Annotated in this window: 13 protein-coding genes; 1 reads left to right on the forward strand and 12 read right to left on the reverse strand. The window is 60.3% G+C overall.

Annotation, left to right across the window (positions count from 1 at the left end; genetic code table 11):
• Positions 1–118: 118 nt before the first annotated feature.
• Positions 119–1,015, forward strand: coding sequence for a tRNA modification radical SAM protein MnmL/YtqA (gene mnmL, locus HMPREF7215_RS03405; RefSeq protein WP_009164248.1), 897 nt, complete (start codon positions 119–121; stop codon positions 1,013–1,015).
• A gap of 68 nt (positions 1,016–1,083) precedes the next feature.
• On the opposite strand, the gene HMPREF7215_RS03410 is transcribed toward mnmL, so the two are convergent.
• The 12 genes from HMPREF7215_RS03410 to HMPREF7215_RS03465 all read right to left on the reverse strand — a co-directional run bounded on the left by HMPREF7215_RS03410 (position 1,084) and on the right by HMPREF7215_RS03465 (position 15,849).
• Positions 1,084–2,067 (reverse strand): NAD(P)-dependent oxidoreductase, encoded by a 984-nt coding sequence (locus tag HMPREF7215_RS03410; protein ID WP_009164249.1) that lies wholly within the window; start codon positions 2,065–2,067, stop codon positions 1,084–1,086.
• A gap of 89 nt (positions 2,068–2,156) precedes the next feature.
• Complete coding sequence (locus tag HMPREF7215_RS03415; protein ID WP_009164250.1) at positions 2,157–2,513, reverse strand: hypothetical protein; 357 nt, start codon at positions 2,511–2,513, stop codon at positions 2,157–2,159.
• Between the two features lie 109 nt (positions 2,514–2,622).
• Positions 2,623–3,366: a triose-phosphate isomerase gene (gene tpiA / locus HMPREF7215_RS03420; RefSeq protein ID WP_009164251.1), complete on the reverse strand. Its 744-nt coding sequence runs from the start codon at positions 3,364–3,366 to the stop codon at positions 2,623–2,625.
• Positions 3,367–3,467: 101 nt separating this feature from the next.
• Positions 3,468–5,552: an elongation factor G gene (fusA, locus tag HMPREF7215_RS03425; RefSeq protein ID WP_009164252.1), complete on the reverse strand. Its 2,085-nt coding sequence runs from the start codon at positions 5,550–5,552 to the stop codon at positions 3,468–3,470.
• Positions 5,553–5,651: 99 nt separating this feature from the next.
• The gene (gene gatB / locus HMPREF7215_RS03430) at positions 5,652–7,124 is read right to left on the reverse strand and encodes an Asp-tRNA(Asn)/Glu-tRNA(Gln) amidotransferase subunit GatB (RefSeq protein ID WP_009164253.1); all 1,473 of its coding nucleotides are present in this window, start codon (positions 7,122–7,124) and stop codon (positions 5,652–5,654) included.
• On the reverse strand, positions 7,124–8,584 hold the full coding sequence (gatA, locus tag HMPREF7215_RS03435; protein WP_009164254.1) for an Asp-tRNA(Asn)/Glu-tRNA(Gln) amidotransferase subunit GatA: 1,461 nt from the start codon (positions 8,582–8,584) through the stop codon (positions 7,124–7,126). The genes gatB and gatA overlap by 1 nt, the downstream gene beginning before the upstream one ends.
• Positions 8,584–8,880, reverse strand: a complete 297-nt coding sequence (gene gatC, locus HMPREF7215_RS03440; RefSeq protein ID WP_009164255.1) for an Asp-tRNA(Asn)/Glu-tRNA(Gln) amidotransferase subunit GatC — start codon at positions 8,878–8,880, stop codon at positions 8,584–8,586. The genes gatA and gatC overlap by 1 nt, the downstream gene beginning before the upstream one ends.
• Entirely contained in the window at positions 8,873–10,918 is a 2,046-nt protein-coding gene (ligA, locus tag HMPREF7215_RS03445; RefSeq protein ID WP_009164256.1) for an NAD-dependent DNA ligase LigA, read from the reverse strand. The genes gatC and ligA overlap by 8 nt, the downstream gene beginning before the upstream one ends.
• 312 nt (positions 10,919–11,230) lie before the next feature.
• On the reverse strand, positions 11,231–12,787 hold the full coding sequence (lysS, locus tag HMPREF7215_RS03450; RefSeq protein WP_009164257.1) for a lysine--tRNA ligase: 1,557 nt from the start codon (positions 12,785–12,787) through the stop codon (positions 11,231–11,233).
• A gap of 1 nt (position 12,788) precedes the next feature.
• A complete protein-coding gene (locus tag HMPREF7215_RS03455) occupies positions 12,789–13,790 on the reverse strand; it encodes a tRNA dihydrouridine synthase (RefSeq protein ID WP_009164258.1) in 1,002 nt (333 codons plus the stop codon).
• Between the two features lie 22 nt (positions 13,791–13,812).
• Positions 13,813–15,225, reverse strand: coding sequence for a ComEC/Rec2 family competence protein (locus HMPREF7215_RS03460; RefSeq protein ID WP_009164259.1), 1,413 nt, complete (start codon positions 15,223–15,225; stop codon positions 13,813–13,815).
• Positions 15,226–15,231: 6 nt separating this feature from the next.
• Positions 15,232–15,849 carry a helix-hairpin-helix domain-containing protein gene (locus tag HMPREF7215_RS03465; RefSeq protein ID WP_009164260.1) on the reverse strand — a complete coding sequence of 206 codons (618 nt, stop codon included), beginning with the start codon at positions 15,847–15,849 and terminating at the stop codon, positions 15,232–15,234.
• Positions 15,850–15,870 lie beyond the last annotated feature (21 nt).

Below are 15,870 nucleotides of genomic sequence, written 5' to 3' on the forward strand. Positions count from 1 at the left end.
GTAGATTATGACAATCGAAGCGTTAACTTCAGGAAAATTCGAAAATAAATCCATGCGATCGCGGCGGAGAGATCCGCAAGTCGAAATTTCCGCCCAGCCACAGGGGAGCGCAAAATTCATGAAACAGCTGTTACGATGGTCCGCCGTCCTGCGGCGTCAATTCGGCGAACGCGTCCAGAAAGTTTCTCTGGATATCGGCGCCGGTTGTCCGCACCGCCGGGGACTCCGCGACGGCGGATGCATTTTCTGCGACGAAAGGGGAGGCGGCAGCGGCGCCTTCATTCAGGGCGTGTCGCTGCGGGAACAGGTCAGGAAGGGGATCGCCGGAGCCTGGAAACATTACGGGACTCGTTCCATCATCCTGTACTTTCAGAGCTATTCGGCGACCAATCTGCCGCTGGAACGGTTCGCATCGGCGCTCCAAGAAGCGCGCGACGCCGCGTCCGCCTGGGGAGCGAACGTGCGCGCCATTTCCGTGAGCACGCGCCCCGACCTGCTCCCCGAGCCGGTCCTCAATTATCTGGAGGAGCTGGCGGAGAGATGTCAGATCTGGCTGGAACTCGGCGTGCAGACCACGGACCCGCAGGGATTGCGGTGGCTGCGCCGCGGACATGGACTGGACTCCGTGGAGCAAGCTCTGGCCCGGCTGAGCAAAACGCGCCTGCGCGTCTGCGCGCACCTGATCGCGGGCATCCCCGGGGAACGGGAAGACCAACTGGCGCGCTCGGCTCTGTGGCTTGCGGAAAGGGGAGCGCACGCGCTCAAATTCCATCCGCTGTACGTGCTGCGCGGGACGCCGCTTGAAACGCTGTATGCGGCGGGGCGCTTCGCGCCGTTGAGCCGGGAAAAATACGTCGAGCGTCTCGTCAAAGCCCTTCGGGAATTGCCCGACGGGATCGTCCTGCAAAGGTTGACGGCGGGCGTGAGGCCGGCGCGGCTGGTCGCGCCGAAATGGATTTTGGACAAAGAATCGTTGGAGCGGCAAATCGCCGCGCGTTTCGCCGCCCGTCTATAAAATCATTATAGGACAATACAAAAAATCGACGCATCAGACTTCCTGAAAGCCGATGCGTCGATGAGTTTTTAGCGGAGGTGTCGAATATAGTCTTCGTTCAGCAGCCCGGGAATCGTTTTGTCGGCGAAGAACGCCAAGACGGAATCGACGGCCCCGCCGCACTCGCGCCGCAGAGCTTCGACAGTCCAGCCGGCGGAGTGGGGCGTGAGCAGGGCGCTGCCGCAGCGAAGAAGCGGATTTTGGGACTGCGGCGGTTCGATCTGGAAGACGTCGACGGCCGCCGCGGACAGAGGGCCGTTTTCGAGCGCCCGCGCAAGCGCCCGTTCGTCGACAAGCGCGCCGCGGGCCGTGTTGACGAAGACGGAACCGGCCTTCATCATTTTGAAGAGACGCTCGTCGAAAAATCCCCGCGTCGTTTCGTTCACCCGGCAGTGAAGCGTCACGGCGTCGCACTGGGGCAGCATCTCTTCCAAAGTCTCGACGAAAGAGAACCGGCCGTCGTCCGGGCGGCGGCCCCGGGCATGAGGGGAGTAGACGAGCAGACGGCAGCCGAAGGGGACGAGCCGATCGAGGACTTCACGGCCGATGGCTCCCAGTCCGACGATCCCGACCGTCGCATCGCGCAGGTCATGTCCCAGCAGAGAATCGGAACTGCGCCAGCCGCCCCGGCGGACGACCGGCAGCTGCAAGTCGAAACGCCGCAGCGCGGCGATGATCAGCATGACGGTATATTCGGCGATCGTCGTCGTGTTGGCTCCGGGGACGCATGAGACGGCGACGCCGCAGCGGGCGGCATACTCGACGTCGATATTGGAAGGCGGCCCGCCGCACTTGGCGATGAGTTTGAGTCCGGTCGCCGCAAGCAGCTGATCGTTGGATACCGCCGTCGCGGAGGTAATCACGACCGCCGCGGAACCGGCGAGGATACCGTCGATTTCCGCGGCTCGTACGGGGCCGCGGGGGCTGAAAAACTTGACCTCGGCAATCTCGTTCAAAGCGGCGAACCATTCTTGCGGTCCTTCCGGTTCGATGACGGTAACAAGCGGCTTCATTGCCGAAAACTCCTTTCGCTTGCGCAATAAAGTGAATCCCCAGAAGAGAAACGTCTCTTTTCCGGGGATTCGTCTTCGAGCCAAATAACTTATTTTTTGCCGATCATTGCGCCCATTTCGTCGAGATGCCTGTTCATCTGTTCGAGCTGGGCTTTGAAGGCGTCGTATTCGGCGCGGGCGAGATTTTGAGTGAAGGCTTTCAGTTCGTCGACGGATTTCTGCATCGAAGCGAGGTCTTTTTTGACCTGGGCGATCTCGTCGTTCGGCAGTTGTCCGGCGGCGGAGGTCTTGATCTGATCCAGCTCGGCCTTCAGAGAGTCGAAACGGCTGTTCGTCACCGTAGCCAAAATATTCAGGACCAAAACGATACCGAGAACGATCAGAACAATCTTCTTTACACCCAAACTTTTGACGTATTCAGCGATCTTCGTTTTTTCTTGCAACATGTTTCTATGCCTCCTTGAGATTTTGTTCCAATCATTTTTCATCGTGTCCTATAATGTATCTTATGTTGCCTAATGAAAATCTTGTGCCGATTTTCGACTGAAGTACGGCCTACCGCTCCGCGGCGCGGAAATTCTTCAGGATCGCGAAAAAATCGCGCGCTTTCAAGGAAGCGCCGCCGATCAGGCCGCCGTCGATCGACGGCTGGCTGAAGAGTTCCGCCGCGTTCGACGGTTTGACCGAGCCGCCGTACAGAACCGGAACGCGAACTGAATCTTTGATGAGGCGGCAGACTTTTTCCGCGTCTTCAGCGCCCGCCGCGCGGCCGGCGCCGATGGCCCAGACCGGTTCGTAAGCGACGATATACGCCGCGCCGGCGGGAAAATCTTTCACGCCTTTTTGAAGCTGATCGGAAATGACGGCGGCCGTTCGCCCGGCGTCGCGCTGTTCGAGCGTTTCGCCGACGCACAGCACCGGGATCAAAGCGGACGCCAGGCAATTCAGCGCCTTTTTGTTGACCAGCTCCGAGGACTCGCCGTAGATATGACGGCGTTCGCTGTGCCCGACGAGCACATACCGGCAGCCGGCTTCTTTCAACATCGAAGGCGCGACCTCGCCGGTGTAAGCGCCTTCGCCGTGGTCGCTGGCGTTTTGCGCGCCCACTTCGACGCCGCAATTCGTGAAATCTTTCACCGCTTCGGGGATCAGGACAAACGGAGGAAAAATGCAAATCTCCGTTTCGGCTTTCAAGCCCGGCTGTTCCGAAAGAACAGCGGCGCTCTCAGCGGCGAAATTCTTTGTGGCGTGAAGACTCTGATTCATTTTCCAATTGCCGAACAAGAAAATTTTTTTCATGTCTCGTTCACCTCCCCGCCGCGTCCGTCCGACGACTTTTTTCAAAGCCTGCCTTTCGGGATCGCCGATCTTCGAAAGGCAGGCTCATGTTGAAACAAGACTTATTCTTCTTCCTCGGTCAGCAGTCCCTGGCGCTCGGAGACGATCTTCTTCGTGATCTCATCGGGAACGGGATCATAGTGCGAAAAGTTCATTTCGTAGGTCCCGCGTCCGGAAGTCATCGAACGCAGATTGATGGCGTACTGGAACATCTCCGCCTGAGGCACCTGCGCGTTGACGACCTGAAGGTGCCCCAGCGTGTCGACGCCCATGATGCGACCGCGGCGCGTGTTGAAATCGCCCATGATCTCGCCGAGATACTGATCGGGGACGATGACTTTCACGTCCATGACCGGCTCGAGCAGGATCGGCGAAGCTTCGGCCATCCCCTTCTTGAAGGCCAGATGCGCCGCCGTCTTGAAGGCCATTTCCGAAGAATCGACGTCGTGATACGAACCGAAATAAAGCGACGCTTTGAAGTCCACGGTCGGGAACGCCGCCAGCACGCCTTTGTTCAGGCACTCGCGCAGGCCCTTCTCGACGGCGGGGATATATTGTCTCGGCACGGTGCCGCCGGTGATCTTGTCTTCGAAGACGAAGCCCTCTCCCCGCTCGAGGGGGCTGAACTCGATATAAACGTCGCCGTATTGGCCGTGGCCGCCGGTCTGCTTTTTGTGCTTGCCCTGCGCCTTGGCCGACTTGCGGATCGTTTCGCGATACGCAACCTGCAGCACGCGGGTCTTCAGATTGACGCCGAATCGGTCTTTCAGTTTGGCGAGAACGATGTCGAGATGAAGATTGCCCATGCCGGAAAGGATGTTGTCGTTCGTTTCCGCGTTCTTCTCGAAGCTGACCGTGGGATCTTCTTCGGTGATACGGCGGACCGCCGTTCCCAGCTTGTCCTCGTCGGCCCGGCTCTCGGGATCGACGGCGACCGAATACACCGGGCGCGGGAATTTGATGGCCGGATAGAGCACGGTGCTGCCGGCCTTGCCCAACGTATCGCCGGCTCTGGTGCTCTGCAGCTTGGGAATGGCGACGATCATGCCGGTCGTGACTTCTTTGACGTCGACGCTGTCCTTGCCCTGCATGATCTTGAAGGTGCTGACGCGCTCCTCCTGGCCGGTGCTGACGTTGAAGATCGGTTCGTCGGTGGTCAGTTTGCCGGAATTGACGCGGACATAGGAAAGTTTGCCCACGTAGGGATCGACCAGGACTTTGAAGCACAGACCGCTGAACGTGGCGTTATCGTCCGGTTTGATCGTGATCTCCTTCTCCTCTCCCTTGACCGCCGGACGCTCGCGCATTTCGAGAGGGCTGGGAAGATAATCGACGATCAGATCCATGAGCTGGCGGACGCCGATGTTTTTCAGCGCGGAACCGGGCATGACGGGGAAGATCTTGCACTTGTAAATGCAGCGCTGCAGGACGGGGAGCAGTTCGTCGATGGGGATGTCCTCGCCGTCGAGATAACGCATCATCATCTCTTCGTCTTCTTCGACAATGGCTTCGACAAGATAGCCGCGGGCGCGGTGCGCGTCGCTGATCATGTCTTCGGGGATCCCCTGCTCCTCGAATTTTCCCGAGTCGTCGCTGTAAACGTAAGCGATGTCCTTGAGGACGTCGACGACGCCTTTAAAGGAATCTTCGCTGCCGATCGGGAGCATGAAGCGGTAAGCGCCCTTGGTCAGATTGGCGCGGATCTGTTCATAAACCCCGTTATAGTCGGCGTTTTCGCGATCCATTTTATTGATGAAGAAAATGGTCGACGTTTCGAACTCCTGCGCAAACTCCCAGGCTTTTTCCGTCTGCACTTCAATACCGTCGACCGCGCTCACGACCATAACGGCGGAACCGGCGACGCGCAGCGAGCTGCGCAGGTCGCCAATGAAGTCGGCATAGCCGGGAACGTCAAGGACAAAGACTTTTTTGCCCTTGTAGTCGTAATTCAGGAGGGAGGTGCTGATAGAGATCTGGCGTTTTTGTTCTTCGGCAGTGTAGTCGGAAACGGTGTTCCCGTTTTCCACGCTGCCCCGGCGGGTCGTGACGCCGGCGTCAAAGAGCAACGCTTCCGCAAGCGAAGTTTTGCCTGCGCTTCCGTGAGCAACAATCGCGATACTTCTGATGTCTTCCGTTTTCATTCCCATATCTCTTGCCAACCTCCTCGATGATTTCGGCGATGACACAGTTCCTTGTTTAAGTTTTTCTATACTCCCGTATTTTAACAGATTTATTCAAACATAACACTACTCCTTCGCAAGAAACTCGTTCAAAGCTTTCAAAACTTCGTCCGGTTTCGCCTGTCCGCGGCTCTCCTTCATGACCAGCCCCATGAGGAACTTGAGCTTCTTGTCTTTCTTGTCCTGGCCGGAACGGATCACCTCGACGACGTCGGCGTTGGCGCCGGCGACCGCGGCGACGATTTCCAGCAGCTTATCGCCCGCGACCGCGCCGATCTGGACGCCGCACGCCTGAATGGCCTGTTCGAGCGTCATCTCGCTGTCGGCGAGCTTCTCGAAAACGTCTTTCGCGGCCGTCGTGGAGATTTTTTTGCCGTCGACGAGCTCGATCAGCCCGGCCAGGGTTTCGGCGCTCACCGGCGCGTCGGCGATCTCCCGGCCGCGCTCTTTCAGTACTCTCATCAGATCCGTCCGCACCCAGTTCGAAGATCTGACCGGTTCGCCGCCGGCCTTCACGACGTCCTCGTAATACGCGGCGACTTCGGGCGTCTCCGTCAGCACCAGCACGTCTTCCACAGGAAGCTTGTACTGCGCGAGGAAACGTTCGCGCTTCGCGTCGGGAAGCTCCGGCATGGCGGCTTTGATGCCTTCGATGTACTCGTCGTCGAGCAGCAGCGGCGGCAGATCGGGCTCGGGGAAATAACGATAATCGTTGGACTCTTCCTTGCTGCGCGACGGCGTCGTGATGCCGTCGGCGTCGTCCCAGTTACGGGTCTCCTGAGCGATCCGTTCGCCACGGGCGAGCAGGTCGCGCTGACGCAGCGTCTCATACTCGAGCGCGCGTTCCAGCGCCTTGAGGGAGTTCATGTTTTTGACTTCGACGCGGTTGCCCCAGCGCCCGTCGGAAACTTTCTGCGAGATGTTCGCGTCGACGCGCATGGATCCTTTTTCCATGTCGCCGTCGGAAATGCCCAGATAGCGCACCAGCTGGCGCATGGCCGACACGTACTCGCGGGCTTCGCGCGGCGAAGCGATGTCGGGTTCGGACACCACTTCGGCGAGCGGCACGCCGCCGCGGTTGTAATCGACGAAAGACTGACTGGAGCCGACGATCCGTCCGTCGGCGGCGACGTGAACGAGTTTGCCGGCGTCTTCTTCGAGATGAAGCCGCGTGATGCCGATGCGGCGGGGCCGGCCGTCGTCGCCGGCGATGGTCAGGTAGCCGTTTTCGGCGAGCGGCACGTAGTATTCGGTGATCTGATACGCCTTGGGAAGGTCGGCGTAAAAATAGTTTTTGCGGTCGAAGCGCGTCGATTTGTTGATCTTGCAGTGCAGGGCCAAGCCGCCGCGCACGCCGAATTCGACGACTTTCCCGTTCAGGACCGGCAGGGCGCCCGGCTGTCCGGTGCAGACCGGGCAGATGTGGGAGTTCGGCGTCGCGCCGATGTAATCGGTCGAGCAATTGCAGAAGATCTTCGTTTTTGTGTTGAGCTGGATATGGATTTCCAGCCCGATGACAGTCGTGAATTCAAGAGCCATTAACGGACACCTCCTTCGGCGATGCGGCCTTCCGTTTTTTTGCCAAGAGCGGCGGCCATGTCGAGAATCATCGCGTCGGACCAGCGCGGGCCGATCAGCTGCATCCCCAGCGGCAGGCCTGTGGACGAAAAGCCGGCGTTGAGAGAAATGCCGGGGAGACCGGCCAGATTGACGGGGATCGTAAAAATATCCGCCATGTACATTGACAGCGGCGTGCTCATCTCGCCCAGCTTAAAGGCGGGCGTCGGCGAAGTCGGCAGCAGGATGGCGTCCACTTGTTCGAAAGCTGCGGCGAATTCCTGCTTGATAACTTTGCGGACCTTTTGCGCCGTCAGATAATAGGCGTCGTAAAATCCCGAGCTGAGCACGTAGGTGCCGGTCAGGATGCGGCGTTTCACTTCCGGGCCGAAACCTTCGCCGCGCGTTTTGACGTAAAGTTCGAGCAGCGACTTGGCCTCTTTGTGAGCGGCGCCGTAGCGCACGCCGTCGTAACGGGCGAGATTGGAGCTCGCCTCCGCGGGCGCAAGGATATAATAGCAGGCCAGTCCGTACTCGAGCGCTTTCGGCAAAGCGACTTCGACGATTTCCGCCCCCAGGCGGCGGCATTCTTCGATTTGTCCGTCCAACGCCGCCTGCAGGTCGGCCGTCAGCGTGCCGTCGACAAGCTTCGTCAGCACGCCGATCTTCCTGCCGCTCAACGGCGCGTCGCTGAGATCGAAACAGGGCGCGGGACGGTCTTCGCTGGTCGAGTCGCGGGAATCGAACGCGCAGATCGCCGAGAGGATCAGCTTGAGGTCTTCGGCAGTCCGCGCAAAGGGGCCGATCTGGTCGAGCGATGAGGCGAAGGCGACCAGCCCGTAACGGCTCACCTGTCCGTAGGTCGGTTTCATGCCGTAGAGCCCGCAGAACGAAGCGGGCTGACGGATCGAACCGCCCGTGTCGCTGCCGAGGGAAAGCGGCGCATAACCGGCGGCGACGGCGGCGGCGCTGCCGCCGGAACTGCCGCCCGGCACGCGGCCGACGTCCCATGGGTTCAGCGTCGGGCCGAAGGCGGAGTTCTCCGTGGAGCCGCCCATGGCGAACTCGTCGCAGTTGGCTTTGCCGAGGATGATCGCGCCTTCGGCCTTGAGCATCTCCACGACGGCGGCGTCGTAAGGGGGCGTCCAGCCGGCGAGGATTTTGCTGGCGCAGGTGGTCGGCATGTCGCTGGTGCAGATGTTGTCTTTGAGAACGACGGGCACGCCCATCAGACGCCCCCCGGCGCGCCCTTCCTCGATGGCGGCATCGACGGCGGCGGCGGTTTTACGCGCGGAATCCGCCGCGATATGAAGCATGGCGTGAAGGTGGGGTTCCATTTCCCGCATGCGCCCAAGGCACGACCGCACGACGTCGGCGCACTTGAAACGGCGCGCTTTCAGTCCCGCGACGATTTCCGCGGCGCTCAGTCTGTACAGTTCCATCACTTGTCGCCTCCGATGCGGGGAACTCTGATGAAATCGCCTTCGCGTGAAGGCGACTGGTTCAGGATCGCCTCTCTCCGGTCGTTCTCTTCCACTTCGTCGTCGCGAAGGCGGACCGGCCGGGCATCCTCCATTGTAAACGGATCGACGGCGCTGAGATCGAGTTCCCCGAGTTTGGAAAAGTAATCGAGAATGCCGTTGAAGTGCTCCGATAAAGAATCGAGTTCTTCCGGGGCGATCTCCAGACGGGCAAGTTTGCCGATCTTCAAAACTTCTTCCTTGGACAATCTAGGCATCGTTCGTCCCTCCAGACATATGCTGCGGTAAATTATCGATCATGGCGAAAAATTCCTCTTCGTTCAGCGTCGGCACGTTCAGGCGGAGCGCTTTTTCGGCCTTGCCGCCCGGCGCTTCGCCGACGACGACGTAGGACGTCTTTTTGCTCACGGAGTTGACGCTTTTCCCGCCCCGCTGCGTCACGAGTTCCTGCGCCTGCGCCCTAGACATGCGCGAAAGCTCCCCCGTAAAGACGAACGTCTTGCCGGCCAGCGGCCCTATCGGAGCTTCCGGCGCCGTTTCGCTCCGCATGGATACGCCGGCTTCGCGCAGTCCGTCGATAAGCCGCCGGTTATGCTCTTCGCCGAAAAAAGTTTTGATCGAACCGGCGATCACCGGCCCCACGCCTTCGACGGCGGCCAGCCGCTCTTCGTCGGCGGCGGCGATCTCGTCGAGCGACGAAAAGCGTTTCGCCAGCTCCGCCGCGACTCCCGCGCCGACTTCCCGGATCCCCAGCGCCGTGATCAAAAATTTCAGCGGCCGCTCTTTGGACTTTGCGATGGCCTGGAGCAATTTCCCCGCGGATTTTTCTCCCATGCGGTCCAGACGGACAAGCGGCTCGACGCGCAAGGCGTACAAATCGCTGAAATTCTTGACCAGCCCGCTCCGAACGAGCTGTTCCGCCAGACGGTCGCCGAGCCCCTGGATGTTCATGCCCTGTCGAGAAGCGAAATGAATCAGCCCCTGGGTCAGCTGCGCCGGACAGGATCTGTTGAGGCAACGCAGCGCCACTTCGCCGGGCAGCTTGGCGACGGCCGCCCCGCATACGGGACACGTTGCGGGCATGGCAAACGGTTCTTCTGTGCCCGTGCGGCTGGCGACGTCGACGCGGACGATCTCGGGGATGATCTCGCCGGCTTTGCGGACCCAGACGCGATCGCCCACGCGAATGTCCTTGCGCTGGATCTCCTCGTCGTTATGAAGGCTGGCGCGCTTCACCACCGTTCCCGAGAGCAGCACCGGTTCCAGATTCGCCACCGGCGTGAGCACGCCCGTGCGGCCGAGGGAAATCTCTATGCTCTCGAGTTTCGTTTTCCGTTCTTCCGGCGGATATTTGTAGGCCACGGCCCAGCGCGGCGTTTTGACGTTGTTTCCCAGAACCGTCCAGTATTCCGTCGCATCGGCCTTGAACACGGCGCCGTCCGTCGCGTAGGGCAGGCTGAAACGTTCGCCGCTCCATCGCTCCAGGAAATCGAGGGCCTCGGTTTCCGTCTCGGCCCGGCGCCATGCCTTCTGCACGGGAAGCCCGCGGGCTTTCAGCCATTCGAGGATTTCCGATTGGCTGTGCAGGCCGTAGGATTCCGCGTCCTGCACGTAATAGGTGAAAAGGCGCAGATTCCGTTTGGCGGCGACCGACGTGTCGAGCTGTCGCAGGCTGCCCGCTGCCGCGTTGCGGGGATTGGCGAAAAGCGGCAGCCCCGCTTCTTCCCTCGCGGCGTTCAATTGGGCGAAGCCGTCTTTGCCCATGTACACTTCGCCGCGCAGTTCCAGATGCCCGGGGACGTCGCCGAGGAGGCGAAGCGGCAGGTCCTTCACCGTTTTCAAATTTTCCGTGACGTCCTCGCCGACGACGCCGTCGCCGCGGGTGGAAGCCTGAACGAACTTGCCGTCTTCGAAGATCAGCGACACCGCCAGGCCGTCGATTTTCAGTTCGCAGCACCAGGGGATCCACGGCTGCCCGACGCCTTCCGCCGCCCGTTGCAGCCAGTCATGAAGCTCGTTTTTCGAGAAAACGTCTTCGAGGCTGAGCATCGGCTTGGCGTGCGTGACCTTTTCGAAAGCGTCCAGCACCGCGCCGCCGACGCGCTTCGACGGAGAATCGTCGCGGATCAGGTCGGGATGTTCCCTTTCGAACTGAAGCATCTCGCGCATCAGCGCGTCGTATTCGTCGTCCTCGATTTCCGGAGCGTCCAGAACGTAATAGAGACGCCCATGACGATTCAGCTCGTCGACGAGCCAATAATAGCGGTCCAGTTTTTCCCGTTCCACGCAGAACACCACCTCTATAACAGTGCCAGCGGCGGGAAAGGGCCGCTGCCCGAGCGATCTTCCCGATTTTATGAAGCGAAGCGGGACAGGCTCTCATTATGTATGCAGAACATTGATAAATTCTAACCCCAAAATGCTTTTCCAGCAAGGGATTCCCGCCGCTCGAATACGGAGCGCGTTAAATCACGCTGACTGCGGCGCCATTCGCCGGCAGATGGATATAAAAAGAACCGCCGGAGCTGCACGGGCTCCGACGGTTCGCTTTAAAAAAACGAGCTTCTTCAATATTGAAAATCTGAAAACGGTTCAGTCCCCGGGATTTTACGCGTCGCTTTCCCGCGGACCGGCTTGCTCGGCGGCGTTCGCCGAGCCCTGCTTGTCGACGGGCTTCATCGTCGGGAAGAAGATGACGTCGCGGATCGAGCGGCAGTTGGTGAGGAACATGACGACGCGGTCCATGCCGATCCCCAGTCCGCCGGTCGGAGGCAGCCCCTGTTCCAGCGCTTCGACAAAGTCTTCGTCGAAAGGATGCGTTTCGTCCTCGCCCTCGGTCTTTTTCTGCGTCTGATCGAGAAAGCGGTTCTTCTGGTCGATGGGGTCGTTCAGCTCGCTGTAGCCGTTGCTGAGCTCCTTGCCGCAGCAGAAAAGTTCGAAGCGGTGGGTGTAGTCGGGGTGCTCGGGGTCCTTTTTCGACAAAGGCGAGATCTCGACCGGATGCCCCATCACGAACGTCGGCTGCACGAGCTTCTCTTCGACGAACGCTTCCATGAACATGGTGAGGATCTTGAAACGCGACTCGTGCCCCGTGATCTCGATCTTGTTTTTACGGGCGGCGTCGCGCGCTTCTTCGTCGGTGATGTCGGCGAAATCGACGCCGCAGTTTTCTTTCACCAGCTCCACCATCGTGGCGCGGCGGAACGGCTTGGCAAAATCCAGCATGACGCCGTTGCGTTCGATGACCGGCGTGCCGTTGGCGGCGATGCAGGACTCGCGGATCAGCTCTTCGGTCAGATTCATCATGTCGACGTAATCCGCGTAAGGCCAGTAAACTTCCATCATCGTAAATTCCGGGTTGTGCGTCAGGTCCATGCCTTCGTTGCGGAAATCCTTGCTGATCTCGTACACGCGCCCCATCATGCCGACGACGAGCCGCTTCAGATAGAGCTCCGTGGCGATACGCAGGTACATGTTGGCGCCCAGCGCGTTGTGATAGGTGATGAAAGGACGCGCGTTGGCGCCGCCGGCGAGATAGGAAAGCACCGGCGTCTCGACTTCCAGCGTGCCGTGTTTCTCGAGGACGGCGCGGAAGGTGGAGATGATCTTGGCCCTTTTCCTGAAGACTTCGCGCGCTTCCGGATTGACGATCAGATCGAGATACCGCTTGCGGTAACGGATTTCAAGGTCCGTCAGGCCATGCCACTTCTCGGGCAGGGGGCGGAGCGCCTTGGTCAGCAGGCGGAACCGCTCGACGGCGACCGTCAGCTCGCCGCGCTGCGTGCGGAACGGATGTCCGACGATACCGATGATGTCGCCGGAGTCGAGCCACTTCTTGAAGAAGGTGTAATCTTTCTCGCCCAGGGTGTCGTAACGGAAATAAAGCTGGATCGTTCCCGTCTCGTCCTGCATGTTGACAAACGCCGCCTTGCCCTGACGGCGCAGCGTCATAAGGCGGCCGGCCATGGAAAATTTCGCTTCGGGAACGGCTTCTTCCGCCTTGAGATAATCGAAATCCTTCCGCACCTGCGCGACCGTGTGGTCGACGTTCCACTTTTCGTTTTCGAAAGGATTATAGCCTTCCTCTTCGCGAAGTCGTCTCAGTTTGTCGATACGCTGTCTGAGAATTTCCGTTTCCTGAGTGCCGGCTGCAATTTCCGTCATTTTACATGAATCCCCTTTCAAAATATGAGCGCCAGTCGCGGAGGATCCTGTACGCAGAATCCCAGTCTTTCGCGCTGGCCAGCGTGCGTTTGAATTCCGCAGTCCCCGCTTGCCCCCTGAAAAATCCGGAAAGAAAACGCCTCAAGAGCACGAGAGCCGCGCGCCCGCCATGAAGCCGATAAAGATCGTCCGCCAGGCCGGTAAGAATTTCCGCGCGTTCTTGCAGCGAGGGATCGCCGTGTAATATTCGGTTATTATAACCCAAAACCCGCAAAGAGTGCACGACCATAAACGGATCGGCGATCGCGCCGCGGGCGCAGAGCACCGCCGCGCAGCCGTTGTCGAGATAGAACGCGACGTCGGCGGCGGCGTAAACGTCTCCCGAAGCGGTGATCTTGCCTTCGAAACGCCGCGCCGCGCGGACGACTTCGCTTTTATCGGCTTTCCCCTCGTACCGCTGCTGGGGCGTGCGCCCATGGATCGTCACATTGTCGGCCCCGGCTTCGAGCAGTCCTTCGGCGAACTGAAGCGTATCCAGGCGATATTCGCGGCCGTCCGGAACGATCTTGCGGATCTTGGGCCAGACGGGCAGGCCGAATTTTTTCAACTCGCGCACCATCGCGAAGGCGACGTCGGGATTCTGCAACAGACGGCTGCCGGCGCCTTTTTTGTGGACTTTGGGCATCGGACAGGCCATGTTGACGCCGAAAGCTGCGTACGAACGGCTTTGCAGGCACCGCTCCGCCGAGCGGCACAGGCTGTCCGCGTCGCCCGTAAAAAGCTGGAGGACGAGCGGTCTTTCCTCGTCGGTACATTCCGTCATCTGCCAGGTCTTCGTCCCGGCGTAAAGGAGCCCCGCGCTGCTGACCATCTCCGTATGGGTCAAGGCCGCTCCCAGCCGACGGAAAAGCCGCCGCACCGCCGCAACGCTGACGCCGGCCAAAGGCGCAAAAAACACGGGGTTCTCGACTTCCACCCCGCCGATCATGAGTTTCGTTTTCATAGAATCCTCTCAGGCAACTTTCCTAAAGAATGACGACGATAAACGCTCCGCAGCCTCCCAGCAGGACGGCCCGCCAGAAGGGCGATTTTCCCGCCATGGCGACGAGAAAGAACAAAGCGCCCGCGCACAGCCAGGCGGAGAAGAAATGGACCGGAAGCGCCTGCGGCAGCCATTCGACCCATCGATCGGCCGCCAGCGCCCAGATCTGCATCAGCTTTTCCGCCGGCCAAGCCAGCCAGAAAAGATGGATTCCAAAAATGCAAGGGATCGCCGCGACGAGCACGGCGAAAAGGATCACGGCAAACAGCGCGGAAGCCATGGCGTTGATCGGCAACGACGACAGATAAATGCCTCCGGCCAGCGGCGCGATCAGCGGCGAAGTCAAGATCCACATGACAAGCGGAGAAAAAAAGACGAGCAGCGACGATCTGGATTTTTCCAAAGCCGTCACAGCGATCGCGGCAACGACCGACAGCTGCCAGCCAAGATCGAAGAAGCACCACGGATTCCACAGGAGCATGGCGGTACCGGCGACGCCGACCGCGTTCAAGGCGCGCCCCGGATGCCCCCGGTAAAGCCCGAGCATGCCGATCTGGACCATCAGCGAGGCGCGCACGGCGCTCATCGACGCCCCGCTGGTGAGACAGTATCCCCACAGGAGCACGGAGCACCAGACAAGCCCGCGCCGCCCGCAGCCGAAGAGCAGACAGCCGAGCATCAGCGCCAGACCGACGTGCCACCCCGAGACGGCCAAGATGTGGCTGATCCCCCATCGTCTGTAATCCTCGCGAAGATCGGCGTCCCGGTCGCCGAGAAGGATGGCGGCCGCCAGAGCGCGCGTATTGCGCGGCAGCGTTCCGAGCTGCGTCCTTAAGTATTGGCGGAAGCTGTGCCGCGAAAAAGTTTTTCCGCGTTTTTCGAGGCGCGCGACGCGGCGCAGTTCGCCCTGCACGCCGCGCGCCAGCCAGTACCGCCGCGGGGAAAAGGAACTTCTCAGAGATCTGTCCCGGAGCGGAACGACGGAAGCTTCCAACGAGAGCTCGTCGCCTTCCTCGACGTCCTGCAGTTCCTTACCGACGGCGAGAAGCCAGCCGACGCCGCGGTCGTCGGTCAGTTGAAGGACCTCGCGCTCTCCCCAGCGTCGCCGTTCCGCCACAAGAAACCGGCCGGAGACGGCCTTCACGAACGTCGTTTCCTCTTTCAGCCGCGACTGCAGGAATACGGAAAAAACGACCGACAGCACCACGAGCGCCAGCGCAAAACAGGACTTGCGCGCGTACCAGCGCTCTTCCGAAAGCAACATTTCCGCGCCGAGCGCGCAGACGGAAAGGAGGAGCGCCAGCCATAAAGGGAGCCCGCGTTCCACCGCCGCCAGCGAGAGCGCGCAGCTTTGCAGCAGCAAAAGCGCGGGAATCTCGTTCAACAGAGAATTCATGAGGCGTCAAAACCGGAGCAGCGTCTGCATATGGCCCAGCTTGCCTTTGCCGATGCCGGAAACTTCCAGCAGCGCCTCGGCGGAATGAAAAGGTCCGTGGGTCTGGCGATATTCTATGATCTTTCGGGCCGTGGCCGGGCCGACGCCGGGAAGAGCGCACAGCTCTTCTTCCGTCGCCGTGTTGACATAGACGTACTGGGTTCCGCTCTCCCGTTTCCCGTCTTGAGAAGAAGCGCTCTTGGCTGAAGCCCGAGGCGCGAGCGCGGCGGCCTTGACGTGGACATGCGCGCCGTCGCGTATCGGCGCGGCGAGGTTGACCTGCGACTGATCGGCGTCGAAGCGGAAACCACCGGCCGCTTCCACGAGCTGAAAGACCCGCGCGTCCGCCGAGATAGGGTAAACGCCCGGATGGGAAACGGCGCCGGTGATATAGGCGTAATGTCCAGGCGGAGACGAAGCTGGCTGCTTATAGGACGGCGCCTGAAGCCACAGGGCGGGCCCCGCGGCTGTCGTCGGCGCTTCGTCCTGCCAGCTTCCCCTGAAAATTTGCACCGCGGCGCCGGCGCAGCCTATGCAGAATATGGCTCCGGCGACGCACAAAGAAATTTTCGTCCGATTCTCCACAGGCGGCTCCCCTTTCGTCTT

It is taken from the genome of Pyramidobacter piscolens W5455, assembly GCF_000177335.1.
Lineage (GTDB): Bacteria > Synergistota > Synergistia > Synergistales > Dethiosulfovibrionaceae > Pyramidobacter > Pyramidobacter piscolens.

Excerpts from the sequence above, each read along its gene's own strand:
- HMPREF7215_RS03455 (WP_009164258.1), bottom strand. The coding sequence starts at position 13,790 with ATGAAAACGAAACTCATGATCGGCGGGGTGGAAGTCGAGAACCCCGTG.
- mnmL (WP_009164248.1), top strand. The coding sequence starts at position 119 with ATGAAACAGCTGTTACGATGGTCCGCCGTCCTGCGGCGTCAATTCGGC.
- gatC (WP_009164255.1), bottom strand. The coding sequence starts at position 8,880 with ATGCCTAGATTGTCCAAGGAAGAAGTTTTGAAGATCGGCAAACTTGCC.
- tpiA (WP_009164251.1), bottom strand. The coding sequence starts at position 3,366 with ATGAAAAAAATTTTCTTGTTCGGCAATTGGAAAATGAATCAGAGTCTT.
- HMPREF7215_RS03460 (WP_009164259.1), bottom strand. The coding sequence starts at position 15,225 with ATGAATTCTCTGTTGAACGAGATTCCCGCGCTTTTGCTGCTGCAAAGC.
- fusA (WP_009164252.1), bottom strand. The coding sequence starts at position 5,552 with ATGGGAATGAAAACGGAAGACATCAGAAGTATCGCGATTGTTGCTCAC.
- HMPREF7215_RS03410 (WP_009164249.1), bottom strand. The coding sequence starts at position 2,067 with ATGAAGCCGCTTGTTACCGTCATCGAACCGGAAGGACCGCAAGAATGG.
- gatB (WP_009164253.1), bottom strand. The coding sequence starts at position 7,124 with ATGGCTCTTGAATTCACGACTGTCATCGGGCTGGAAATCCATATCCAG.
- lysS (WP_009164257.1), bottom strand. The coding sequence starts at position 12,787 with ATGACGGAAATTGCAGCCGGCACTCAGGAAACGGAAATTCTCAGACAG.
- HMPREF7215_RS03415 (WP_009164250.1), bottom strand. The coding sequence starts at position 2,513 with ATGTTGCAAGAAAAAACGAAGATCGCTGAATACGTCAAAAGTTTGGGT.
- gatA (WP_009164254.1), bottom strand. The coding sequence starts at position 8,584 with ATGGAACTGTACAGACTGAGCGCCGCGGAAATCGTCGCGGGACTGAAA.